Source organism: Thalassotalea sp. 273M-4 (assembly GCF_041410465.1).
Lineage (GTDB): Bacteria > Pseudomonadota > Gammaproteobacteria > Enterobacterales > Alteromonadaceae > Thalassotalea_A > Thalassotalea_A aquiviva.
This window is the reverse complement of record NZ_CP166961.1, coordinates 1,738,024-1,761,863: the sequence shown is the minus strand read 5'-3', so window position 1 is coordinate 1,761,863 and position 23,840 is coordinate 1,738,024. Positions and strand designations below refer to the sequence as shown.

Annotated in this window: 19 protein-coding genes, 20 tRNA genes and 1 pseudogene; 29 read left to right on the top strand and 11 right to left on the bottom strand. The window is 39.4% G+C overall.

All coding sequences use genetic code 11. The annotated features are described in order from the left end of the window. Positions 1 to 77 precede the first annotated feature (77 nt). On the top strand, positions 78 to 845 hold the full coding sequence (locus ACAY00_RS08095; protein WP_371372291.1) for a tetratricopeptide repeat protein: 768 nt from the start codon (positions 78 to 80) through the stop codon (positions 843 to 845). A 76-nt stretch (positions 846 to 921) separates the two neighbouring features. Continuing rightward, a pseudogene (locus ACAY00_RS08090) lies at positions 922 to 1,159 on the top strand (integrase core domain-containing protein); the annotation flags it as partial. 378 nt (positions 1,160 to 1,537) lie between these two features. On the opposite strand, the gene ACAY00_RS08085 reads toward ACAY00_RS08090, so the two are convergent. The 7 genes from ACAY00_RS08085 to ACAY00_RS08055 all read right to left on the bottom strand — a co-directional run bounded on the left by ACAY00_RS08085 (position 1,538) and on the right by ACAY00_RS08055 (position 2,714). Continuing rightward, positions 1,538 to 1,614, bottom strand: a tRNA-Met gene (locus ACAY00_RS08085). 67 nt (positions 1,615 to 1,681) lie between these two features. Beyond that, positions 1,682 to 1,758 (bottom strand) — tRNA-Met (locus ACAY00_RS08080). 67 nt (positions 1,759 to 1,825) lie between these two features. Then, positions 1,826 to 1,902 (bottom strand) — tRNA-Met (locus tag ACAY00_RS08075). Positions 1,903 to 2,007: 105 nt separating this feature from the next. After that, a tRNA-Met gene (locus ACAY00_RS08070) sits at positions 2,008 to 2,084 on the bottom strand. A 97-nt stretch (positions 2,085 to 2,181) separates the two neighbouring features. Continuing rightward, a tRNA-Met gene (locus ACAY00_RS08065) sits at positions 2,182 to 2,258 on the bottom strand. Between the two features lie 161 nt (positions 2,259 to 2,419). Then, positions 2,420 to 2,496, bottom strand: a tRNA-Met gene (locus ACAY00_RS08060). A 141-nt stretch (positions 2,497 to 2,637) separates the two neighbouring features. Next, positions 2,638 to 2,714: transfer RNA gene (locus tag ACAY00_RS08055), tRNA-Met, on the bottom strand. 234 nt (positions 2,715 to 2,948) lie between these two features. Here ACAY00_RS08055 and rlmKL point away from each other — a divergent pair. From rlmKL to ACAY00_RS08035, 4 genes are read left to right on the top strand one after another with little or no spacing between them, the layout of a single operon-like run. Further along, positions 2,949 to 5,075: a bifunctional 23S rRNA (guanine(2069)-N(7))-methyltransferase RlmK/23S rRNA (guanine(2445)-N(2))-methyltransferase RlmL gene (gene rlmKL, locus ACAY00_RS08050; protein WP_371372289.1), complete on the top strand. Its 2,127-nt coding sequence runs from the start codon at positions 2,949 to 2,951 to the stop codon at positions 5,073 to 5,075. Positions 5,076 to 5,083: 8 nt separating this feature from the next. Continuing rightward, positions 5,084 to 5,332, top strand: a complete 249-nt coding sequence (locus ACAY00_RS08045; RefSeq protein WP_371372287.1) for a glutaredoxin family protein — start codon at positions 5,084 to 5,086, stop codon at positions 5,330 to 5,332. Next, positions 5,319 to 7,229 carry an ABC transporter ATP-binding protein gene (locus ACAY00_RS08040; RefSeq protein ID WP_371372285.1) on the top strand — a complete coding sequence of 637 codons (1,911 nt, stop codon included), beginning with the start codon at positions 5,319 to 5,321 and terminating at the stop codon, positions 7,227 to 7,229. Before ACAY00_RS08045 ends, ACAY00_RS08040 begins: the two co-directional genes overlap by 14 nt. After that, on the top strand, positions 7,229 to 9,004 hold the full coding sequence (locus ACAY00_RS08035) for a DUF3466 family protein (protein WP_371372283.1): 1,776 nt from the start codon (positions 7,229 to 7,231) through the stop codon (positions 9,002 to 9,004). The genes ACAY00_RS08040 and ACAY00_RS08035 overlap by 1 nt, the downstream gene beginning before the upstream one ends. Before the next feature lie 495 nt (positions 9,005 to 9,499). On the opposite strand, the gene ACAY00_RS08030 is transcribed toward ACAY00_RS08035, so the two are convergent. Continuing rightward, the gene (locus ACAY00_RS08030; protein ID WP_371372281.1) at positions 9,500 to 10,675 is read right to left on the bottom strand and encodes a tetratricopeptide repeat protein; all 1,176 of its coding nucleotides are present in this window, start codon (positions 10,673 to 10,675) and stop codon (positions 9,500 to 9,502) included. A gap of 585 nt (positions 10,676 to 11,260) precedes the next feature. On the opposite strand from ACAY00_RS08030, the gene ACAY00_RS08025 reads away from it, so the two are divergent. Together ACAY00_RS08025 and ACAY00_RS08020 are read left to right on the top strand one after the other, a co-directional pair. Beyond that, complete coding sequence (locus ACAY00_RS08025; RefSeq protein WP_371372279.1) at positions 11,261 to 11,689, top strand: energy transducer TonB; 429 nt, start codon at positions 11,261 to 11,263, stop codon at positions 11,687 to 11,689. Positions 11,690 to 12,236: 547 nt separating this feature from the next. Further along, positions 12,237 to 13,490 (top strand): MFS transporter, encoded by a 1,254-nt coding sequence (locus tag ACAY00_RS08020; RefSeq protein ID WP_371372277.1) that lies wholly within the window; start codon positions 12,237 to 12,239, stop codon positions 13,488 to 13,490. A 76-nt stretch (positions 13,491 to 13,566) separates the two neighbouring features. Here ACAY00_RS08020 and ACAY00_RS08015 read toward each other — a convergent pair whose 3' ends face one another. Together ACAY00_RS08015 and fabA are read right to left on the bottom strand one after the other, a co-directional pair. Then, on the bottom strand, positions 13,567 to 13,839 hold the full coding sequence (locus tag ACAY00_RS08015) for a hypothetical protein (RefSeq protein ID WP_371372275.1): 273 nt from the start codon (positions 13,837 to 13,839) through the stop codon (positions 13,567 to 13,569). Positions 13,840 to 14,412: 573 nt separating this feature from the next. Beyond that, the gene (gene fabA, locus ACAY00_RS08010) at positions 14,413 to 14,928 is read right to left on the bottom strand and encodes a bifunctional 3-hydroxydecanoyl-ACP dehydratase/trans-2-decenoyl-ACP isomerase (RefSeq protein WP_371379625.1); all 516 of its coding nucleotides are present in this window, start codon (positions 14,926 to 14,928) and stop codon (positions 14,413 to 14,415) included. A gap of 244 nt (positions 14,929 to 15,172) precedes the next feature. Here fabA and ACAY00_RS08005 point away from each other — a divergent pair, with 244 nt between their 5' ends. The 19 genes from ACAY00_RS08005 (at position 15,173) to ACAY00_RS07915 (ending at position 21,709) form a co-directional block, all read left to right on the top strand. Further along, positions 15,173 to 15,433 (top strand): hypothetical protein, encoded by a 261-nt coding sequence (locus ACAY00_RS08005; RefSeq protein WP_371372273.1) that lies wholly within the window; start codon positions 15,173 to 15,175, stop codon positions 15,431 to 15,433. A gap of 132 nt (positions 15,434 to 15,565) precedes the next feature. Next, entirely contained in the window at positions 15,566 to 16,210 is a 645-nt protein-coding gene (uvrY, locus tag ACAY00_RS08000; protein ID WP_371372271.1) for a UvrY/SirA/GacA family response regulator transcription factor, read from the top strand. A 5-nt stretch (positions 16,211 to 16,215) separates the two neighbouring features. After that, on the top strand, positions 16,216 to 18,072 hold the full coding sequence (uvrC, locus tag ACAY00_RS07995) for an excinuclease ABC subunit UvrC (protein WP_371372269.1): 1,857 nt from the start codon (positions 16,216 to 16,218) through the stop codon (positions 18,070 to 18,072). Positions 18,073 to 18,115: 43 nt separating this feature from the next. Continuing rightward, the gene (gene pgsA / locus ACAY00_RS07990) at positions 18,116 to 18,724 is read left to right on the top strand and encodes a CDP-diacylglycerol--glycerol-3-phosphate 3-phosphatidyltransferase (RefSeq protein WP_371372267.1); all 609 of its coding nucleotides are present in this window, start codon (positions 18,116 to 18,118) and stop codon (positions 18,722 to 18,724) included. A gap of 142 nt (positions 18,725 to 18,866) precedes the next feature. Further along, a tRNA-Gly gene (locus ACAY00_RS07985) sits at positions 18,867 to 18,942 on the top strand. Positions 18,943 to 18,983: 41 nt separating this feature from the next. Continuing rightward, positions 18,984 to 19,057 (top strand) — tRNA-Cys (locus tag ACAY00_RS07980). Positions 19,058 to 19,061: 4 nt separating this feature from the next. After that, positions 19,062 to 19,148 (top strand) — tRNA-Leu (locus ACAY00_RS07975). A gap of 39 nt (positions 19,149 to 19,187) precedes the next feature. Next, positions 19,188 to 19,263, top strand: a tRNA-Gly gene (locus ACAY00_RS07970). A 28-nt stretch (positions 19,264 to 19,291) separates the two neighbouring features. After that, positions 19,292 to 19,367, top strand: a tRNA-Gly gene (locus ACAY00_RS07965). Positions 19,368 to 19,428: 61 nt separating this feature from the next. Then, positions 19,429 to 19,515, top strand: a tRNA-Leu gene (locus tag ACAY00_RS07960). 27 nt (positions 19,516 to 19,542) lie between these two features. Then, a tRNA-Gly gene (locus ACAY00_RS07955) sits at positions 19,543 to 19,618 on the top strand. A 64-nt stretch (positions 19,619 to 19,682) separates the two neighbouring features. Next, positions 19,683 to 19,769, top strand: a tRNA-Leu gene (locus tag ACAY00_RS07950). 44 nt (positions 19,770 to 19,813) lie between these two features. Continuing rightward, positions 19,814 to 19,889: transfer RNA gene (locus ACAY00_RS07945), tRNA-Gly, on the top strand. 21 nt (positions 19,890 to 19,910) lie between these two features. Then, positions 19,911 to 19,984: transfer RNA gene (locus ACAY00_RS07940), tRNA-Cys, on the top strand. Between the two features lie 19 nt (positions 19,985 to 20,003). Further along, positions 20,004 to 20,079, top strand: a tRNA-Gly gene (locus ACAY00_RS07935). Between the two features lie 64 nt (positions 20,080 to 20,143). Further along, a tRNA-Leu gene (locus tag ACAY00_RS07930) sits at positions 20,144 to 20,230 on the top strand. Positions 20,231 to 20,274: 44 nt separating this feature from the next. Continuing rightward, a tRNA-Gly gene (locus ACAY00_RS07925) sits at positions 20,275 to 20,350 on the top strand. A 174-nt stretch (positions 20,351 to 20,524) separates the two neighbouring features. Continuing rightward, complete coding sequence (locus tag ACAY00_RS07920; RefSeq protein ID WP_371372265.1) at positions 20,525 to 20,947, top strand: hypothetical protein; 423 nt, start codon at positions 20,525 to 20,527, stop codon at positions 20,945 to 20,947. 90 nt (positions 20,948 to 21,037) lie between these two features. After that, positions 21,038 to 21,709 carry a phytochelatin synthase family protein gene (locus tag ACAY00_RS07915; protein WP_371372263.1) on the top strand — a complete coding sequence of 224 codons (672 nt, stop codon included), beginning with the start codon at positions 21,038 to 21,040 and terminating at the stop codon, positions 21,707 to 21,709. Between the two features lie 81 nt (positions 21,710 to 21,790). Here ACAY00_RS07915 and ACAY00_RS07910 read toward each other — a convergent pair whose 3' ends face one another. After that, complete coding sequence (locus ACAY00_RS07910) at positions 21,791 to 22,321, bottom strand: NADPH-dependent FMN reductase (protein WP_371372261.1); 531 nt, start codon at positions 22,319 to 22,321, stop codon at positions 21,791 to 21,793. 302 nt (positions 22,322 to 22,623) lie between these two features. Between ACAY00_RS07910 and ACAY00_RS07905 the strand changes: the two genes are divergently transcribed. Then, positions 22,624 to 23,106 (top strand): N-acetyltransferase family protein, encoded by a 483-nt coding sequence (locus ACAY00_RS07905; protein WP_371372259.1) that lies wholly within the window; start codon positions 22,624 to 22,626, stop codon positions 23,104 to 23,106. A gap of 63 nt (positions 23,107 to 23,169) precedes the next feature. Next, positions 23,170 to 23,820 carry a DUF2959 domain-containing protein gene (locus ACAY00_RS07900; protein ID WP_371372257.1) on the top strand — a complete coding sequence of 217 codons (651 nt, stop codon included), beginning with the start codon at positions 23,170 to 23,172 and terminating at the stop codon, positions 23,818 to 23,820. Positions 23,821 to 23,840 lie beyond the last annotated feature (20 nt).

Below are 23,840 nucleotides of genomic sequence, written 5' to 3'. Positions count from 1 at the left end.
CACCTAAGTGGTTATGAGATGTATAATAACATCTCTAATTAGGTGGCCAAATTCAGTATGCCACTACACTAGGAGTTATGTATAAATATGGACTTGGCCAAAGTACTTCTCTAAAAACAGCTTATAAATATTTCGAAAGAGCTGCTAATAAAGGATTTGCAAATTCTCAATTTGCATTAGCCATGTTACATGTAGAAGCACAAGAAGAACATAAAGCAATTGAGTGGCTTCAATCATCGGCAGAGCAAGGCTATGCACCTGCCCAGTTTGAACTTTTCTATGCCTACAAAGATGGGCTTGGAACGGATAAAAACATTAAGTTAGCAACACGTTGGTTGGTTAAAGCAGCTCAATCAGGCCATGGTGAGGCAGCATCAATGCTTGCTTATATATATGAAAAAGGGATCGGTATTCCAGAAGATATTATAAAAGCAGGGGTGTGGTGGAAAAGAGCTGCTGCATTAGGTGATATATCAAGTAAAGTAGAAGCTGCTATGCTCTATGGTTCGCCTAATTCATCCGATGTTAATCATGAGAAAGCCATTAACTTATTGAAAGAAGTTGAAAATTCAAACACTCAAGATTCTAACATGGCACTAGGCTGGCTTGCATTATTCTATGAAGGTGGCTATTCAGGTGAAATAAATTACGAGAAAGCAGTTAAATATAGGGAAAAAGCTATAAAAATTGGTGAAACAAGCAGCCTATTTCCATTAGGTCTTCACTATTTGAACGGCAGTGGAGTTGAAAAGGATTTCCAAAAAGCGATGCAACTATTTAAAAAAGCAGGTGAAAGTGGTGATCACAGGGGTAGAGATTACTTAAAGGTTACTGGTTTTTATTAATCATTTGTTAAAAGATGACGCTGTAACTACATCTGTGTAATTGCCTATTATTAATCCTTAAAAAGCGCCTAAAATAGGTATTAGAGCGAGCATGGGTGACGTTGGTGCGTGTTGGGATAATGCGGTTGTAGAAAGGTTCTTCGGCAGCTTAAAACATGATTAGTTGTTAAAAGTACCACAACAGAGTCGTGAGCATATTAGAAATGATGTAACGGCATATATGAGCTAATTACAACTTAAAACGGCTTCATACAGCTAATGGTGATCTATCGCCAGTGGAGTATGAACAAAGTTCCTTAAGAAAAGTGTCCTGAATTAGTTGCGCAGAACAAAACCTCTACTGTTGTAGATAGACAACAACGTTCACAAACAAGAATGTCTAAACCTTGGCGCGACACAATGCAACACATTATCGCCAAAGAAGGGCGAATACGTTGAATTCAACACCCCCCGGAATGAACATCACATATCAAGCAGTATTTAAGGGACAATAGGGGCACACGAGGTGTTTTATCCCAACCGGCAAGAGAATATTTATCTTAATTGATTAACAGGAGCGACGTTTGGGCGAAGGTCAATTTGTTAGTTACTTAAAGATACTAAATGCATTTTGTGACACCGCGTTTGACACAGTTCAGGCACAAACTTAAAAAGTAGAGTATCACTGTTTGATAACGGAAAGATAGGAAAATTGGTTGCGGGAGCCAGATTTGAACTGACGACCTTCGGGTTATGAGCCCGACGAGCTACCAGGCTGCTCCATCCCGCGTCCGAATGTGTTTTATAAGTGATTATAAAACAAAGCCTTAGAAGTTTTAATTCATTCTAAAAAGAATTGGTTGCGGGAGCCAGATTTGAACTGACGACCTTCGGGTTATGAGCCCGACGAGCTACCAGGCTGCTCCATCCCGCGTCCGAATGTGTTTTATAAGTGATTATAAAACAAAGCCTTAGAAGTTTTAATTCATTCTAAAAAGAATTGGTTGCGGGAGCCAGATTTGAACTGACGACCTTCGGGTTATGAGCCCGACGAGCTACCAGGCTGCTCCATCCCGCGTCCGAATGACCTACAACAGAGTAGGTAAGCCAGTAAAGAGGTTTTACTTCCCCTTACTAAGGAAGATGTTCAGATATCCAAAAAACCGTATATAAATCAGAGATTTGGTTGCGGGAGCCAGATTTGAACTGACGACCTTCGGGTTATGAGCCCGACGAGCTACCAGGCTGCTCCATCCCGCGTCCGAATGTTCTACGTTGTTGTAGAAAGCCAGTAAAGTGATTTACTTCCGTTTACTAGGGAAGGTTTCAGAATACCAATATCTGCGTAAAGAGAAATTGGTTGCGGGAGCCAGATTTGAACTGACGACCTTCGGGTTATGAGCCCGACGAGCTACCAGGCTGCTCCATCCCGCGTCCGAATGCCTACATAATGTAGGAAAGCCAATAACTGTTTACTTCGAGTTATTACGAAGCGCTTCATTTTTAAGATTAATCTATACTGGAATTGGTTGTTGGAGTCGGTTCTTGTTATAGCGAACTGACGACCTTCGCCCAAAAACGTTTTTTCTTAAAATTGGTTGCGGGAGCCAGATTTGAACTGACGACCTTCGGGTTATGAGCCCGACGAGCTACCAGGCTGCTCCATCCCGCGTCCGAATGCCTACAATAGTAGGGAAGCCAATAACACTTTTACTTCTTGTTATTAAGAAGGTTCTCATTCTAAGCCAATTTCAACATAAATCAAATTTAACTTGATTCAATTGTTTACCCTATATATTGGTTAAACAAGAATTGGTTGCGGGAGCCAGATTTGAACTGACGACCTTCGGGTTATGAGCCCGACGAGCTACCAGGCTGCTCCATCCCGCGCCTGAAAACGAAGCGTACTATAGTGATTTGATTTTCTAAAAGCAAGTATATTTTGGGATTGTTGTGCTGTTTGTACTTTTCTTCAACACTTTGGGGTTTATTACTACAAATTTTAACCCTTTTAGGTTATTTCTATACGTATAGTTAAATTATTTTACCTTGATAACGGTCGAAATAAGACAAATGGACCTCTCTCGTTTATAATCCACGCCATTATTGATTTTGGATTTCAACATGACTCATTTTTTAGCATTAACTTCCTTTGGTATAGAATCGTTACTGGCACAAGAACTTACAGATCTAGGCGCAACAGAAGTTGTGCAAAAACCTGAAGGCGTTTATTTTGTTGCTGACTTTGCCACCGCTTACCGCATTTGTTTACATACTCGTTTGGCCAGTCGTGTATTAGTACGCATTGCAGAAGAAACCGCATCTGTAACAAAAGACGAGTTATATGATGCAGCTCGTGCAATACAGTGGCCTGAACATTTTGATTCAGAGTCCTTCTTTGCTGTCGACTTTGTTGGTAAGAACGAAGCGATTCGAGACTCACAATTTGGTGGGTTAACGGTTAAAGATGCCATTGTCGATTGTTTTAGAGAGGCAGGTTTTGAACGCCCGTCGGTGGAAAAACAAAATCCGGATATTCGAATCCAAGCGCGTTTATTAAGAAATAAAGTGACGTTTTACATCGACTTTTCAGGCCGGTCTTTATTCCAGCGTGGTTATAGAGAAGGCACAGGTGCGGCGCCAATCAAAGAAAACTTAGCTGCAGCGATGATAATCCGCTCTGGCTGGCTAGAAGATATTAGCAAGCCACTTGTCGACCCTATGTGCGGTTCTGGTACCTTATTAATGGAAGCCGTTTCAATGGCGGCCAAAATAGCCCCAGCTATTAGCCGAGAGCATTGGGGATTTGAACGTTGGAAGTTTCATCAACAAGACACCTTCGCATCTATTTTGGCACAAGCAAAGGCTGAGTCAGACCAAAATTTACAGGCATGCAAAGTAAAAGTGTTTGGCTCTGATATGGATGCCAAGGTGCTTAAAAGTGCCAAAGCGAATGCCCGTAATGCAGGCTTTGCCCATCTAATCGAATTTAAACAACAAAAGGCAGAAGACTTAACTAATGTCTATGGGCAACAAGGGCATATTCTTTTTAACCCACCTTATGGAGAACGTATTGGTTCGCTACCAGAACTGGTCTCAACGTTTACCGAATTAGGTAAAGTGTTTAAACAACATTTTTTACATTGGCGTGTTAGCTTAATTACCTCCAACATCGAAATGCTGTCTTTGTTAAAGTTAGCAAGCTATAAGCGTTATAAGTTTAAAAATGGCCCTTTGGACTGTCAGTTTGCTCTTTATGATATCAATGATAAGCAAATCGAAAGAACGCCCAAAGAAGCCGACTTTGCTGGTCAGCATTCAGATTTTGCTAATCGATTAAAGAAAAACCTAAAAGGCTTAAAATCTTGGTTAAAGCAAAATGCGGTAAATTGTTACCGTGTTTACGATGCGGATATGCCAGAATTTAACGTTGCAATCGATAAGTACGGCGATCATATTGTTATTTTTGAATATGCCGCGCCAAAAGGTATTGATGAAGCCCTAGCAGCCAAACGTTTACAAGAGGTCATATATTGGGCCCCTAAAGTGCTCGAAATTGATCCAAACAAAGTATCGTTGAAAGTACGGGCTAAACAAAAGGGTAAAAACCAATATCAGCAATTAAGCAAAACCAAAGACGCTTTAGTCGTACAAGAATATGATGCGTTATTTAAAGTGAATTTGTGGGATTACCTCGATACTGGCTTATTTTTAGATCACCGTAAAACCCGTCAAATAGTGGCGAAAAAAGCAAAAGGTAAATCTTTATTAAACCTTTTTGCTTATACCGGTTCGGTGTCAGTACAAGCCGCATTAGCTGGCGCTGAAAAAGTCACCACGGTCGATATGTCTAACACCTATTTAGAGTGGGCTAAAGATAATTTTGAGTTAAATAAGCTACGTGGTCATAAATACGGTTTCGTGCAAGCGGATTGTTTACAATGGTTAGAAAAAAATACCACAACCTATGATTTGGTGTTTATTGATCCGCCAACGTTTTCTAATTCTAAACGAATGGAAGACTCGTTTGATGTTCAACGCGATCATATCAACCTTATAAAAATGGGGATGAAATCGGTAAGCCCAGGTGGTGAGCTTATTTTTACCAACAATAAACGCAATTTTAAAATGGATTTTGATCAATTGAATTTGCTTGGTTTTAAAGCCGAGTGTTTGACCGAGCGCACCCGTGATGTGGATTTTAAACGCAATAAGCACATTCATAACAGCTGGCAAATTAGTCGTCTTTAGGAATAACCATGGCGTTAGAACCGAAATATCATTTATACGGCACCCAAGGGTGCCATTTATGCGAACTTGCTGAACAATTGTGTAACCAAGTTTTAGCAACAGAAGAATATAAATATTTGGATATAGTTGACTCGCCAAAACTGGTGGAATTATATAGTATCTCTATCCCAGTACTTGAACGCCTCGATAATGGCAATACCTTATTTTGGCCATTTAATTTAGAACAATTACAAGAGTTTATTTGTGGAACTGATTAGAATAACCAATGGTGAATTAGCCTTTGGCGAAGGTAAAATCCTTGATAATGCCGAACTTAGAATCAAACAAGGCGAACGTCTTTGTTTGGTTGGTAAAAACGGCGCTGGAAAATCGTCGTTATTAAAAATTTTAAATTCACAACAACTTCTGGACGATGGCAGCTTTGTTGTTTCAAATAATGTCCAAATTGCAATGCTCGCGCAAGACCCTCCGAAAAGTATTGACCAAACTATTTTTGACTATGTCGCTAAAGGGCTCAAAGCCAACGGTGAGTTAATCAAAGCATATCATGATATTGTTAATTTGGTGGCGGAAGATCCCAGTGCAACAAACTTGGAAGTGATGGCCAATGTACAAACCCAACTCGAGCAAAATAACGCCTGGGATGATGAACAGCGCATAGAGCAAGTTCTTTCAAAATTAAGTTTAAATGCTGATCAAAACATCAACGAACTCTCTGGTGGTTGGCTGAGAAAGGTTGCCTTGGCGCAAGCGTTAGTTACTAACCCTGATGTGTTATTGCTGGATGAGCCTACTAACCATCTAGATATCGACAGTGTGTTATGGCTTGAGAACTTTTTAAAAGGTTTTAACGGCACCATTGTTTTTATCTCCCATGACCGTGCTTTTATTCGCAGTCTTGCCACGCGCATTGTGGACTTAGACCGAGGTGTTTTAAAGTCCTATCCAGGGGACTATGACGCCTACTTAAGTCAAAAAGAACATGACTTACAAGTTGAAGCACAACAAAATGAATTATTTGACAAAAAACTCGCCGAAGAAGAGACCTGGATTCGTCAAGGGATCAAAGCCCGTCGTACTCGTAATGAGGGGAGGGTAAGAGCGCTTGAAAAATTACGTCTTGAGCGTAAAGCTCGTCGCGAAGTGAAAACTCAAGGCGAAATGGTGATGAGCCAAGGAGAACGTTCCGGTAAATTAGTCTTTGAATGTCAAGGTCTTGGTATTGAATTTGGTGGTAAGCAAATTATTAATAACCTTGATTTACTTATATCAAGAGGGGATCGTATTGCTCTGATTGGTGGTAATGGTACCGGTAAATCGACCTTATTAAAGCTAATTACCGAACAATATCAGCACACAGAAGGAAAAATGCGCCACGGGGTTAATCTAGAAGTGGCTTATTTCGATCAACACAGAGCGCAACTTGATGTTGATATGACGGTACAAGATGCGGTTTCCGATGGTAAGCAAGAGGTGATGGTTAATGGCAAACCTCGCCATGTTCTTGGTTATTTACAAGACTTCTTATTTAGTCCGAAACGCGCCAGAACACCGGTGAGAGCCTTGTCCGGTGGCGAAAGAAATAGATTATTACTGGCAAAATTATTTTTAAAGCCAAGTAACTTATTGATTTTGGATGAGCCCACTAACGACCTAGACATAGAAACACTGGAACTGCTTGAGATGGTCGTGGCAAACTATTCTGGAACGGTCTTATTGGTCAGCCATGATCGAGATTTCGTAAATAATTGCGTAAATACTTGCCTTTACTTTGATGGAAGTGGTCAAATAGAGCAAATTGTTGGCGGTTATTCCGATGTTGAAGAATATTTATTATTTCGCGCGGAACAAAAGAAGAAATTTGACATCCAACCGAAAAGTAAAGAGGATAAACAACCTTCTTTAACGACAAAGAATAAAAACAAGCTGTCTTATAAGGAACAACGCGAGTTAGATGCCTTACCAGGATTAGTGGAAACGATGGAAAGTCAAATTGCCGAGTTACAACAACAAATAAACTCGCCAGACTTTTTCAATAACGAACAAGCTAAAACCCAAACGGTTTTGGCCGAGTTACAAAAACTAGAATCTGAACTCGAAATCGCGTTTGACCGATGGACAGAATTAGAAGAATTTCAAGAGAAAAGTAGTTAATGAAAACCTTGATAAAATCCCTTTTAACCGTAAGTATTTCATCTGCCCTTTTATCACATGCTGCTAACGCTGCCACTTATGAAGTGATCGACTTAGGCTTAGTTGACACGGTTAAGAATACCTATGGTATAGAACAAAATAACGTGAATCAGTCGCTCTTGTCTGGTCAAACGTCGTATAATTTTCCTGTCCAATTTCAATATTTAGACGAAGATGACTTTGATGCCATTGTTAACCTGGCGGACCAAAGTCACGAGCAAGTATTTGATTTAAATGATATTGAAGATGAAGATGCGCTTCGAGCTGGCAACCCTACGGCTAACGATTTAGCTTGGACCATTCGTTTTTTACGAGCCCGTAGTGGAGATACTTATCAACACTATGGTGATACCTTTGTTTTTGTCAATGATGGCCAAGAAACCAAACAACTAACGGTCTTCGATCAAGAAATTCCAGGTACCGGCGAACTATCTCGCTCGACCAATAATGTTCCAGCTGGGATCACTGACGATGGCTGGGTATATGGTACTTCTTCAGCGCCTTATCTACCTTTACCCGTCTTTACCGATAACCGTGATGAAGAGGTAGTACACTGGGTAACCCACAGCAGTGATGGTGACCCTTTAAATGGTTTTTCTAGTCGTGGCTGGGTGAGTTTTGACGGTGAAAGTATTGTTGAGTTGGTGCCATTTGAAGCTACCTATGGTGGTGTTTCAGCTGTAAATGATATTAATATCAACCGTGTTGCCGTGGGTACTTCAAGTGTCGACTTAAATGAGAACACCTTAGAAGACATCAATAATGATGACAATTTAGGTTGTTTTGATAATGATTGGGTTGGTGAACGCGTACCTTTTGAAGTATGTATTTATCGTTATAAACAAAATTTATATTTTTCAAATGCCATAAAATGGGAAGTTAACACCGATGGTAGTGTTAACGTCGTTGATTTAGGGACAGGTGTGGTTAATGTCAATGCCGATGATGAGCGTTCATTTACCAGTTCTGCAACCGCGATTAATGATAATGATATCATCGTCGGCTATTCTAATTTTTGGTGGGACAAAGATGAAACCACACCGAGTAAAAATGAGCGAGTAGGCACTTTTGCTGCGGTATTTAAAAATGGGCAGGTGCTAGATTTTACTGACCGTGATGACTATTTTGAATCGCGCGCTACCGGCATTAACAACAGTAATGTTTTTATTGGCCATATGTGGAAGTCTATTAATGGTAATGCTCGGTCTAAATTTTTCTATGCCGATGCCAACAGTGAGCAGATCGTGCCAGTGTTCCCAGAAGACTTTTTTAATGGCTCTTCTAGCTTGGCACACGACATCAACGAACATGGCGTAATTGTTGGTGAAGGTGAAGTTGAAACCTTTATTGATTCACCTTCGACTCCGCGTCGTCGTCATGGCTTTATGTATGATATAAATACCGATACTTTTACTGACATCAATTCACTATTGTCATGTACTAGCCCATATACTGTGGTAGAAGGTCGTGATATTAACGAGAAGAATGAAATAATTGGTACTGCATTTATTAAGCAAGACAAATTAGACGCAAAAGGTCAGCCGATCATTATTGATGGTGCAGTTCAACAAGAGGATGTTCTTCGTGCTGTTTATCTTCGTCCAATTGAAGGCGGAGAAGTGGAAGATTGTAGTGCGTTAGAAGAAAAAGTTGAACGTAAAGGTGCAAGCTTTGGTTTGTGGTCTTTATTTAGCTTGGGTTTACTTGGTTTAAGTCGTCGATTTTTCACTAAGTAACGTTCATTTATCCCATCTGAACACAAGGCTGTAGTATCAAGCCATTACCTTTTGTCTGCACAAATGGTGAACTGTGCCCTATAAATCCCTTTGGCTCGACCAACTAGCTTAGAGCTAAAGGGATTGTCTATTGGACAAATATCTGTCCAACATAAACTTATTGTAGTAAGTATCGCGCTATTTGATTTTCCCTTCGATACCGTTAGGGTGGATTTATGTAGGCGACAACTAGGTAGGCCACAGCTTAACTTCCGCTTTTAGCGAATGACTGCCGCTGCATGTCACGACAACAGCAGAGTGTTTTGCTTAATAGAATTTCTAAATTCAGAGTCACATTATACCAATCCCATTAAGTTCTTACCCAACACAAAGTAACATCAGAGGTTCATTAACACGTTAATTTTTTTAGCATAGTCATAATATGGTACAAAAATTTAAAGCCATTAATGAATATCTGATGCACTGCCAAAGGGCGAACTTTAAAGGTTTTTATTCTCACTGAGTGTGCAAAGACTTAGTGGATTTGGTGTTATTAGCTTTAGCGGTATATTCTTCTAAAAATCTACGATGCCTTTTTTGGTGCCATGTAAGCATATTATCGGCAATTTTAACGGCATGACTTTGGTACTTAACCGCTGTGTCATAATCTCCAATTTCGGCATAAGCTCTAGCAAGATTATGGTGGCTATATGCGTCAGTCGGGTATCGTTTTACCATTTCTTTGAAAACTCTGATGCCTTTTTCTGGCAAGTTCTCTAGTAAGTAAAAACCTAAATTATTTATCGACGTTTTAGGCGAAACTTCAAATCCGTATTTTTGTTTAGATAAGTAATTATAATGCCTCACGATAGAATCAACTCCCTGCTGGGATATAGCTGATTCAGGAGGCAATCCATCATTAATATCATCAAAGAGCTTTTCTATTCCCGTAATCACTGAAACGAGGGGTAACGACATAAAATAATACTCTTCATAATGCTTGTAATGCCAATCTAACGATTCAGGGGCATGATTAGATAGTAAGGCTTGAAGTTGACCATAAGACTGCAATTGGTGTTCTTCTTTTATGTTTGTTCCGTGACTAAACAGTAAAAATTTGGGAGTGTTTTTAACTTTTTCTAATTTCGATTGAGCCGTTGATAATATTCCAGCGTAGTCATCTTGCAACTCCGGACTGATAGCGATATACGCATCAAACATTTCAGGTTTATTAATTAAAGTAGACAACACTAGTGTGCCGTTGCTCCTAAATCCGCTCATTATTCTAAAGCCGTTAGTTCTGTACTTACTATCAATTTCAGGGAGAAGTTGGGTCTCAAAAAAATCTAGGAGGGGGGTCGTTTTTCCTGAAGAATCAAAAAGCATCCCAACTCTATTTCCCTGAGCCGGAGTTACAATGATTGTCTGTAGCCACGGCCATTCGCCATTGTGACTCATCCAGTCATGCATTCCCCTAAGATATGTATCGGCATTTGGGTGAAAGTCGAACATTAATATATACGATTTTTTCTTATTGTTGGCATAGCCCGAAGGAAGAGAGACATTGAAGCTTAAGGGCTTTTCAAAGCTTGGATGAAGCAATTGAATTTGATCTTGAATGCTATTAGTCGCGGCATTGACGAAAAAACATGAACATAAAGCTATTATAGCTACTAAACGGTTGATATACATGACAATCCTTTGGTGATTTTTATTCTATAGTATCGATGTTATCACGACAGATTGTATTTTTACCAGACAAGTAAACGAGTCGAGTCATGGTAAATTTGCAGAGTTATCAATAATAACGTAAGTTATTGATTAATGAATTTAGCGGTTAATGGCCGTTGCGCGCTATAAGGTGACATTGAATTAAGCAATGTAGCAAACTTTCAAATAAGGTATTTCAGTGGAAATTATAGGATTTATTTTGGGCGGGATTTCACTTCTAGCGGTACTTTTAGATATATTTGTTTTTCACACCTATTTTCAGTTTTTCTCTGGTCGAAAGACGACATTAGAAAAAATGATCGAGAAAAAGTAAGTCCCGTTTTGAACGTACAACAGCCCTTTATAATATTTATAATAATCTCTTTTATTCTAAAAAGAGTTTCATTATTCACCTGTCCCAACGATATATCTCTAATTAGGTGAACAAAATAACTACGCTACTACAGATATCGTCAGTTCGTAACAAAACGGATATTGCCTGCCTTTGTCCATTAAAGTGCCATAGGCATTGAATCACCACCTATAAAAACAAAAAAGGAAAACACCATGAAAAGACCACTGATTAATTTATTGCATGCGCTCACTCGTACACTGCGTGCAGTACCCGTTGGAATTGTACTCATACTCAGTTTATTGTCATTTAACACCTTGAGCGCCGATGTTACTGAGGTGTCTGTGGTGAAAAGGGCATTGCCTGTTTATCCTAAGTACGCGATTAAAAATGGCTTAGAAGGCAGTGTATTAGTCAATTTCAGTATAGAAAAAGATGGAAATGTGTCTGATATTCAAGTGGTTGCTTCAGATCTCGATGGTCTTTTTGATGCCCCAACCATACTTGGGCTCCAGAAGTGGGTTTACACGAAGTCAGCACAAAAACATCGTAACCAATATGTAGCGATTGAATTTTCCTTGTCAGAAAAGCCGGCGGGAACGCAATACGCCAACGTTGAGAAAATTAAGGTTAGAGCAGAATAAATCGTAGTGCCTGAAGATCATAATTCCCACGATATATTGTAGCAAAACAGATCTCTAGCGATTGAAAATCAGCTCGTGGGGATTATATTTTAGCCAGAGATAGAGGCTGATAGCACTTAGAATACTTTATGTCTTTGACATGCGTTTGGGGCATGTCAATTACATAACGGCACAAATTGCAGCGTAAATATCTAACTTTGCCTGTAGGACTTACGTTGAAGCTTTTCAGCTAGTTACTTGGCTTCGCTTTCAAATCTTTCTTGGTGAGCAGTATCTATCTGTACAATAGCAGATAACTTTTGTGCGGCGAGCGGTTCCTTCCTTACTCGCTAAATGAGGATGCTAGAGTTACTTTAAAGTCATTGAAAGATGATATCTTAGAGATCGGTTACCCAATTGCTGAGACGAATAAAAAGTTTATTGACAAGAAGGTAATCGTACATTAGATTAAAGTAAGTTAAATTAAATCAAACACCTAACAGCAGAAAAGAGCGAATTATAGTCTTTCAGAACACTACTTATCTATCGAGTATTTAAAGGAGTTTCATTGAATCGAAATATATTTCTTCTTTGGCAGGGACAACTCATCAGTCAGCTTGGAATGCAGGCATATACAATAGCGATGATGTTTTGGCTTATGGAAAATGCAAAATCATCGATTTTGATGAGCACCATGATGATACTTTCTATTTTACCAAGTTCTCTCTTAGGTCCATTAGCAGGTGTTTTTGCAGATATTTATTCAAAGAAAAAAATAATCATACTTACTGACTTTCTACGAGGACTATCAGTATTTGCTTTATTTATTTTAATTTTCTGGGAGTTCAACAATAATTTGATCATTCTAGCTTTTGGGTTCGTTTCTATAATTTTAGGTATTTCTAGAGCATTTTTTCAGCCAACAGTTGATTCTTTGATACCTGAACTGGTAAGCCAAGAAAAGTTATCTAAAACTGTTGCTGCTTTCCAATCTAGTGCTCAATTTTCAAATATCATTGGTCAATTGCTTGGTGGTATATTATATAGACTCTTTGGTGCCCCATTGCTTTTTCTATTTGATTCAATTTCCTATATTTTCTCAGCCATCAGCCAAGCTTTCATAAAAACAACTGATAAAGAAAAAAGAATTTCTAAAGATATAAAATCAACGTTTAGTGAATATAAAGAGAACTTAGTCATAGGGTTAAAGTATGTAAAGAGCAACAAAGGCATGTTTCCATCGATGTTATTTGCATCTTCTGTAAACTTATTTTTAGCTCCTATAATGCTATTTTTACCTTTTCATGTTACCGAGCAAATCCAAGAAAAAGCTAACTGGTATGGATTTTTATTAGCGGCAATGGCTCTTGGAAGTATATTAGGTTACTGGGTATCAGCTTCGATTTCTTTAAAAAGTTTAGGCCGAACTTTTAAAATGTTTGTTGGAATGTTATCAATAGCAATAGGGATATACCTATTGAGTCAAAGTAAAATTTCTTTTCACTCTTTATTTTCAATCTGCATTGTAGGGCTGGGATTGGGGCTTTTCAATTTACAGTCGATAACTTTATTTCAAGAAGGCACACCTGATGAATTAAGGGGAAGGGTTATGAGTCTATTGATGGCCGTTTCAAGTGCTTTATTGCCCTTAGGCTTATTATTAAGTGGTTTTTTGGGGACATTAATAAATAACGATACGGCCTTAATATTCATGTTTTCTTCAGTATCAATTCTAGTAATCACAATTTTAAGCTTTTTGAATTTAAATATTCGGGAGTTTATTGGTAACGAAATCAATAGAAAGTCAGAGATTTGTAATTAACCTTATTTGCCAGCTGAAGTTAACTTGCGTAACTTCATCAGGCAAAAGACATAAAAGGGTGAACAATAGTCAATTGCTATTTGCTATTTTCCTGCGACTTAGACATGATGTCGTTGTACATCTGTAATATGCCTTTGGCTAATTTACCGTATTCTGGATGACGCTTAACCACATCCATCACTTGATGCGCATCGTCAAAAACTTGCTGTAAAAAGGCTGTATCGTACTCATCTAACACGCCACCAGCGTCGACTTTCGCTTGCAACTTTTTTACTTTTGCTAAGCGCTCTGTTTCAAAACGCTTTAATATCACGGCAATAACACCTTTATCTTTTTGTTGAAGATCCACAGTACACCTGCCATTTATCGAGAATCCATACTAAGTGAATTAAATATTAGACTAATTTAGTGTTAATTGGCATTTAAAACGGAACCACGGATTGAATTGTAATCCGATCCACAATAACAGAATAAACCTTCAAGCATCCATTATTGTAGCGTCAAATTGATGGCTCGCTTTAATGACAACTCTTGGTCTAAATAGGCTCAATTTAAAACGCAATGCAACGGAATAGGTTGTTATCACCTTAATCATTTGATGAATTCGGCTCGGCTTGGGATCAAATGCACGTATATTAGATATTGTTAATGGGTAGAGAGTGACACACAAGCGACATTAAAGTCACTTTGAAACTGGAGGAAGTCCATTCAAAAGCGTTATGCTATGACGACTTTATTTTTCTAACTTAGTTAATGACTCCAGGTGCCACAAAACGCTTATACAAAAAGGGCTATGAATGTTATTTCATAACCCTTTTTCTTTTTTGATAACGCCATACCAAATACAAGAAAGGTAAATGGCGAGCCTCTTGGTTTGTTAATGTTTAGACAAAATGAGGCAGATATATTCTCTATCTTTAGATTAAAACGATGAAGTATCGGTAAATAAACCCACTTTCAAATCGGTGGCAGTGTAAATAACTTTACCATCGACCGAAACCGTACCATCGCCAATGCCCATAAATAGTTTACGCTTAATAACGCGTTTTAAGTCTATTTTGTAGGTAACTTTTTTATTCGTTGGTAAAATTTGACCAGTGAATTTTACTTCACCTACACCTAGTGCTCGGCCTTTGCCTGGGCCACCTGACCATGCTAAATAAAAACCAACTAATTGCCACATTGCATCTAAGCCTAAACAACCAGGCATAACTGGGTCGCCTTTAAAGTGACAATCGAAAAACCAAAGATCAGGATTGATGTCTAATTCGGCAATGATCTCGCCTTTACCATATTGACCACCGTCTTCGGTGATTTTAAGGATGCGATCCATCATCAACATGTTGTCAGATGGAAGTTTAGAGTTACCAGGGCCGAATAATTCACCCGTGCCTGCTTTAATCAAGCCTTCTTTATCGTAAGAATTTTGTGGTTCCATAGGAGTCCAAGTTTCATAGTTTGTATCAATTTCTGCCGCATCTGCTGGGCTTATAGTATTGTGTTGATCCATATTTGCTCTAATTTTTTCTGATGAAAGGGCGATAATTGTTGTTCTTTCAGTGAACACTTGTAGCTTGAACTTTAGCGTACACGCGTACGCCAGACAACAACTTTTTTTATTAATTGCAATTTTTTTAGTTATGCGTAACCATAAGAATACATTGCAACAAGTAGAGAGTATTATGCCAAATAAAAAGCCTAAAACAGCTCTGACCAATGCTGAAAAACAGAAAAGGTATCGAGAGCGTCAAAAAAACGTTGGAAAAAAAGAAGTTAGAGGTTACCTTTCAGCAGAAGCTATGGAGTGCTATGAGAACATCAGCGCGCAAACAGGTTGGACCGACAGCACAATTTTGTCTAATGCTATGCGGATCACTTATGCCGCCTATAAAAATGGCCAAATTGGGTTGTTGAACAACTGGCTTACAGAAAATAAGCTGTAAACAAGTGTTCGCTAAAACTTGGGCATTATAATCGCGTTAAATAAACATTTTAATCATGACCTAAGATGTTGGATTACGCTACAATGCTGCTTGTAAAAGCAATTTCATATTAAGGTGATAAGGAAGAGAAAAGTGATCAAAGTATTATTGGTAGATGATCATGACTTGGTTCGTACTGGCATTAAACGATTATTAGAAGATGCAAAAGGTATAGAGGTGGTGAGTGAGGCATCTACAGGTGAAGAAGCTGTTCAGTATTGTCGTCAACATACACCCGATGTGGTTCTTATGGATCTTAATATGCCCGGCATTGGTGGTATGGAAGCAACCAAAAAGATTTTACGCTATTCACCGGACGTTAAAGTGTTGTTTTTAACCGTTCAAGTTGAAGAACCCATTCCGACCAAAGTGATGCAAATTGGCGCGTCAGGGTTCTTAACCAAAGCAGCTGGGCCTGAAGAAATGATCCACGCAATCAAAGCGGTAAAATCCGGTCAGCGCTATTTAACCTCTGAAATTGCTCAAAAAATGGCGCTTAGTCAATTTCAAGACAGTGATACTAACCCATTTAGCACGCTTTCGGAACGAGAGTTGCAAATCATGATGATGATCACCCGAGGTGAAAAAGTCATTACGATTTCCGAACAGTTGAATTTAAGCAGTAAAACGATAAACAGCTATCGTTATCGGATGTTTGAAAAACTGTCTGTATCTAATGATGTCGAACTGACTCACATTGCGATTCGGTATGGTATGTTAGATTCGAAAGGATTTTAAAGTGGATGACAGACCAAGCTATTAATCCATCCGAACAAGCCTTCGAATATAAGGCTTTTTTAGCCAGTGTTAGTGAGCAAAGCGGTGTATACCGTATGTACGATGTAAATCAACAGGTGATTTATGTTGGCAAAGCTAAAAACCTAAAAAAACGTCTCGCCAGTTATTTTCGCAAAGACCTTGGTAGTGTGAAAACCCGAGCCTTGGTCAGACAAATTCACGCGATTGATGTGACTTTAACCCACACTGAGGGTGAAGCATTAATCCTTGAAAATAATTATATTAAGAAATATCAACCCAAATACAATGTCTTATTAAGAGATGATAAATCCTACCCTTATTTATTAATTACCGATCATAAACATCCTCGGCTAACCTCGCATCGAGGTGGAAAACGCATAAAAGGTGAATATTTTGGTCCGTTTCCAACGATTGGCTCGGTTTGGGAAAGTCTGCGCTTAATGCAAAAATTGTTTCCAATAAGGCAATGTGAAGACAGTTATTATCGCGCTCGCTCACGCCCATGTTTGCAGTATCAATTAAAACGTTGCTCGGCCCCTTGTGTTGATAAAATTAGTCAAGATGAGTACAAGCAACAAGTTGATTTGGCGAGAATGTTTTTAAAAGGGAAAAACGATCAAGTGATAAACGTCTTGGTCGGTAAAATGGAACAAGCCAGTATCAAGCTTGAGTTTGAACAAGCGGCCCATTTTCGCGACCAAATAGCAACCTTGCGCAAAGTTCAGCAACAGCAATTTGTGACTGGGATGGCATCAGAGTTAGATGTTGTTGGATATTTCCGCTTTAAAAACCAAGCTTGCATGCATTTGCTGTTTATTCGCGATCATAAAATATTGGGCAGTAAAAGCTATTTTCCAACCATTCCCAATGATACCTCTGATGAAGAAATTATTAGTGCTTTCATAGCGCAACATTATTTAGGTGAGGGCGTTGATCAGGGTAATATAGCCAAAGAAATTATTTTACCCATGGACATATCAGCAAAAAATGAATTGGCTTCGCTATTAAGTCAACAGGTTGGAAGAGAAGTAAAACTTGCGGTAAAGGTAAGAACGGAACGGGCAAAATATCTTAACCTTGCCAACACCAATGCTCAGAATGCTCTGCAAGTTAAAAATAGCCATAAGCAGTCGATGCAAGCAAGATTTAATGAGCTTAATCAAGTCTTTGATCTAGGCAAACCGATTGAACGAATTGAGTGTTTTGATATCAGTCATACCATGGGCCAACAAACCATTGCATCTAATGTGGTGTTTAATACCGAAGGCCCGTTAAAAAGTGACTATAGACGCTATAATGTTGTCGGTATTACCCCAGGTGATGACTACGCTGCCATGTCTTTTGCCTTAAATAAACGTTATGGCAAAATGAAAGACTTAGACAAACTGCCTGATATAGTGTTTATCGATGGGGGGAAAGGGCAGTTAGCACGAGCTGAAAGTTTCTTTAATGATCTTAATATTGAGAAAACCCCATTATTAATTGGTGTGGCAAAAGGTGAATCACGCAAACCCGGGTTAGAAACCTTGATTATGGCGGGCAGTCACCAATTAATTTCGTTACCAGCTACATCACCCGCATTGCATTTAGTGCAACATATTCGTGACGAGTCACATCGGTTTGCCATTGCGGGGCACCGAGCTAAACGGGGTAAACAGGCAAAAAAATCGAGTTTGGAAGAGATCCCAGGCATTGGCGCGAAAAAGCGTCAGGCATTGCTAAAATATCTTGGCGGCTTGCAAGAAGTAAAGAAAGCCAGTGAAGATGAATTAACTAAGGTGCCGGGGATCAGTAAAGCATTAGCAAAAAATATTTATCAATCCTTGCATGAAAATAACTAAACATCATGTACAATGTCGTAAAAATAAAAAACAGTTTTGACTTATGTGGACTTTACCAAATCAAATAACGCTATTTCGTATTATATTAATTCCAGTTTTTGTACTGGTGTATTACTTTCATGACTTAATGCCCGAGGATTATTCTAAGAACTGGGCAAATTTTGCTGCCTTTGTGATTTTTTGGTTTGCTTCTATCAGTGATGCCTTAGACGGTTATCTTGCCCGCAAATTACAACAATCCAGTGCCTTTGGTGCCTTTATCGACCCCATAGCCGACAAACTCATGGTAACGATTGCATTAGTGCTGATTGTTATTGAATACCAAAGCCTTTGGGTTACCATTCCTGCTCTTATTATGATTGCGCGTGAAATTGTGATAACGGCATTACGCGAATTTATGGCCGATTTAGGTAAACGCAATAATGTTGCCGTATCCGATTTAGGTAAATGGAAAACAGCCGCACAAATGTTGGCTATAATGGGGTTAATATGGAACCCTACCTATGACGTACCTCTGGTTCTTTTTGATTTACCGGGCTTTATTTTGATTTATTTAGCTTGGGCGTTTTATTTTGTTGCAACATTATTTGCTTTTGTTTCTATGTTTCAATATTTAAAAGCATCATGGCCTGAATTATCGGGCGAAAAATAAGCATAATAATCGTGACTTTAGCTAAAATTTCGGCAAGTTAGCTGTATTTTGAGCAGTCAGTAAAAAAATGAAATTAAAGTGTTGACTCATCAATAGAACGATGTAGAATGCACATCCGTTGACAGGACGTCAGCAATTGAAAGCGGCTGTAGCTCAGTTGGTAGAGCATCACGTTGCCAACGTGAATGTCACGAGTTCGAGTCTCGTTAGCCGCTCCAATTTAACTAGGGAAGTACATCACCAGCTTGTTGATGAAATCGGCGGGTTGGCAGAGTGGCTATGCAGCGGATTGCAAATCCGTGGACCTCGGTTCGACTCCGGGACCCGCCTCCATTCTGCCCGGGTGGTGGAATTGGTAGACACAAGGGATTTAAAATCCCTCGTCTTAACGGACGTGCCGGTTCAAGTCCGGCCCCGGGTACCATTTCATCAAACAAAACTGTTGGTGTATAATTTGAAATATGCGGCTGTAGCTCAGTTGGTAGAGCATCACGTTGCCAACGTGAATGTCACGAGTTCGAGTCTCGTTAGCCGCTCCAATTTCAAATAAAATATAGATTATATAAAGCGGCTGTAGCTCAGTTGGTAGAGCATCACGTTGCCAACGTGAATGTCACGAGTTCGAGTCTCGTTAGCCGCTCCAATCTACTTTTTTACTACTTGATTATTGAAAGATGTCAGGGCAAAAGGCCGAAAGGTATCATGCCCGGGTGGTGGAATTGGTAGACACAAGGGATTTAAAATCCCTCGTCTTAACGGACGTGCCGGTTCAAGTCCGGCCCCGGGTACCATTTCAATATCAATAGTAACTCTGCGATGCGGCTGTAGCTCAGTTGGTAGAGCATCACGTTGCCAACGTGAATGTCACGAGTTCGAGTCTCGTTAGCCGCTCCAATTTCGTTTATGTATTCATAAACAAGTAGGGTACCAATCCTTACTATAAAAAGACTAACCCTGCGCCCGGGTGGTGGAATTGGTAGACACAAGGGATTTAAAATCCCTCGTCTTAACGGACGTGCCGGTTCAAGTCCGGCCCCGGGTACCATTCTTTAAAGAAAAACTGCAGAGAATGGAAAGGGATGTAATTAAGCGGCTGTAGCTCAGTTGGTAGAGCATCACGTTGCCAACGTGAATGTCACGAGTTCGAGTCTCGTTAGCCGCTCCAAATTTCGTATGGTAAATATCTGGCGGGTTGGCAGAGTGGCTATGCAGCGGATTGCAAATCCGTGGACCTCGGTTCGACTCCGGGACCCGCCTCCATTATTTATTGTACAACAATGCGGCTGTAGCTCAGTTGGTAGAGCATCACGTTGCCAACGTGAATGTCACGAGTTCGAGTCTCGTTAGCCGCTCCAATTTCGTTTATGTATTCATAAACAAGTAGGGTACCAATCCTTACTATAAAAAGACTAACCCTGCGCCCGGGTGGTGGAATTGGTAGACACAAGGGATTTAAAATCCCTCGTCTTAACGGACGTGCCGGTTCAAGTCCGGCCCCGGGTACCATTCTTTAAAGAAAATCTGCATCGAATGTAAAGGGACATAATTAAGCGGCTGTAGCTCAGTTGGTAGAGCATCACGTTGCCAACGTGAATGTCACGAGTTCGAGTCTCGTTAGCCGCTCCAATTTCTTCTTACGATATTCATAATCCCATCTTAATCTATTCCATAAATATTATCTTAAAGATAAAATATCTCATTGATTGTTTTTGATAAAATTTAATAATCAACTAATATCATAGCCAAGTTTATTTAATCTAAAGCGTGCTTAGCATTACCATAAGCGAGCTTCGAGGCTTTATGAATATTATTCGTAATGTAATGGCGATAATTGTTGGAATTATTGTTGGTGGCTTCGTTAATATATCGATTGTCAGTTTCGGTCCTAGCATGATCCCTGCGCCAGCAGGTGTTGACGTCACTAATATGAAGTCAATTGCCCAATCCATTCATTTATTTGAACCTAAACATTTTCTCTTTCCATTTATTGGCCATGCTGTCGGTACCTTTGTTGGTGCTTTGTGTGCCTTTTTAATTGCGGCCAGTTACCCTGTTTATATGGCCATTGTCGTTGGTTGCGTCTTTTTAGCGGGTGGAATAACTTCAGCATTTATGATCCCTGCACCACTGTGGTTTGTGATTGTTGATATTGTTTTTGCTTATCTACCTATGGCATTAGTTGCTGCGTTATTAATCAAAAAGATAATAACAAACCGTTATTAGCAAAACATCGATAAACATCCCGATACTTTTAATGAATATATGTTAGCAATGCACTTTATAACCAAAACTTTAAAAATACTCTGTATCACATTGATAATATTACTTATTGGTCTTGTCGGCTTTATTGGTTGGAACTTATATCCTCATCAGAATTTACAAAACCTGCCGGATGAATTAATTTCATTAAACTCTGAGCTGGGATTAAAACTGCTTGAACAGGCCGACTTTAAACAAGATTATGCCTTAATAGATAATCATTTTATTGCCCAAAGCACGGTGAGTTATTGTGGTGTTGCATCTGGTGCTATGGTGCTAAACGCTCTTGGTGAAAAAACAGACCAAATTAATTTTTTTAATGCGAACACCAATAATATCAAATCAAGGTGGCAAGTGACCTTCACTGGAATGTCGTTATCTGACTTAACGGGTTTTTTATTGGCTTATGGTAAACCCGTTAAAACATATTATGCCAGTGATTCATCGCTAGACTTATTTAGGCAGGTATTAAGGGATAATCTTCAAAACGAGCATGATTTTATCTTAGTTAACTATCAGCGAGAAGCTCTTGGGCAAGGCAGAGTTGGTCATATATCACCTATTGTGGCATTTCATCAACAAAACGATCTGGTACTGATTATGGATACAGCAGCCCATAAATACCCGCCAACGTGGGTGCCTGTTTCTTTATTATTTAACGCCATGCTAGAACAAGACAACAGTGTGGGGAAATCGCGCGGTTATATAGAGGTTTCGGCCAACTAAACAAATTTTGAAAAAAGCACCTCCCGATTGAGGTGCTAAAAGCTTTGATTGGGCTTCGATTGAAGCTTGACTAAGGCTTGATCAAGGTTTGGTTAATTGATCAACCTGAACTTTTAATTGCGCTAGAAAGTCATCGTTGGTAATGGTTTGGGTTTGTTGATCGAAGTTATCAAAAAAGTTTGGTAGCGATAAGCTTCCCTTAACCTTGGCGGCAAAGTAGGGGGCTGAAGTGACCGCGCTGGCTAATACATTTTGAGCGCCGCCCGGCCCTGGGCTAGTAGCCAACATTAATACCGGTTTATCTTGGTATACATTACGATCAATTCTTGACGTCCAATCAAATAAATTTTTAAAGGCTGCGGTGTACGAGCCATTGTGTTCAGCAAAAGAGATGATAATGGCATCGGCTTGACCTATTTTAGCGAAAAAGTTTTTGGCTAACTCGGGCTGCCCTAATTCATCTTCTCTTTCGTGACTAAACAGAGGTAGCTCATAGTCGTGGATATTAAGGGTTTCAATTTCTGCATTATTAACCAGAGATGCGGCAAATAAGGCTAATTGGGCATTAATGGAATTTGGATTATTGCTAGCAGCAAAAGCTAATACTTTCATTTATGATTCTCTCTTAATGTTTATTCTTTTATTAACCAGCACTATACCTGAAGTGGTAATGCCGATACATGTTGAATTTAATTTTTTATTTTAAATGTCTTTGATTAAGGTTTTTATCAGTAATATCTATTAACTGATGATAAACGCGATCTAAGACAAAAAAGTTCACCATAAATCTTACTTTAAGCTAAGAACCTTGCTCGAAGAAACGATATATGGCTTGAGTGATTTAGCCAAACAGGGTAACGTTTACATTTATAATAAAAATCAATTTATTCAATCACATTGAGGTAAATCCTAGCATGAACGACTTGGTTATTCGCGACGCAGTGGTAACAGACGCGGCCACCATCTTACACTTTGTTCGAGAATTAGCGATATTTGAAAAAGCTGAACATGAGGTTCAGGCAACTGAAGACAGTATACAGGCATCCATTTTTAGTGCCGATTCGGTAACCAAAGCTCTGATCTGCGAAAAAGCCGGGGTCGCGGTGGGGTTTGCCGTTTATTTCTTTAATTATTCAACATGGTTAAGTCAAAACGGGCTATTTTTGGAAGACTTATACGTGAGCCCTGAGCATCGAGGGGGCGGGGCTGGTAAGGCATTATTGAAACATCTTGCTAAAATTGCTGTAGAGAAACAATGCGGACGTTTTGAATGGAATGTATTAGATTGGAACCAACCCGCTATCGACTTTTATCAATCATTAGGGGCGAAACCTTTAAATGAATGGGTAGGTTATCGATTGACTGGGGACTCATTGATGCAATTGGCAAACAGCTAGTTGCCTAACGAAACCAATAATTTGCGCCATAATCTAATAGAGCAAAACACATTGGGGATATTTATGCATATTAACAGAAACATTTTGGCCATTGCTATGGTCTTATTATTAGTAGGATGCCAATCGGCATATTATTCTGCGATGGAAAAAGTCGGGGTTCATAAACGTGATATTATGCTTGATAGGGTCGAGGCCGCTCAAGAGTCACAAGTTGAAGCTCAACAACAGTTTACTTCTGCCCTTGACCAACTTAGCCAACTGATCAAATTTGAGGGTGGCGATTTACAAGCGCAATACGACGCGACTAATGAGCAATACGAAGCAAGTAAAGCCGCAGCAGATGATGTAACCGAACGTATTGACGCCATAGAAGACGTTGCTGGTGCGTTGTTTGAAGAATGGCAAACGGAAATTAATGAGTACAGTAGCGCCTCATTAAAACGAAAAAGCCAAAGCAAATTGGTTAATACAAATCGTCAGTATAATACCCTGATTAAGTCAATGAGAAAGGCATCAAGTCGAATGGAGCCAGTGCTAACGGCATTAAAAGACAATACACTTTATTTAAAGCATAACCTCAACGCGCGAGCGATTGGTGCTTTACAAGGTGAATACGAGTCGATAAAGGCCGATGTCGAAGTGTTAATAAATGACATGAATAAATCGATAGCAGAATCACAACAGTTTATCGATATGCTACAACCCGAAAGCTAAAATACCTACGATAGGATGTA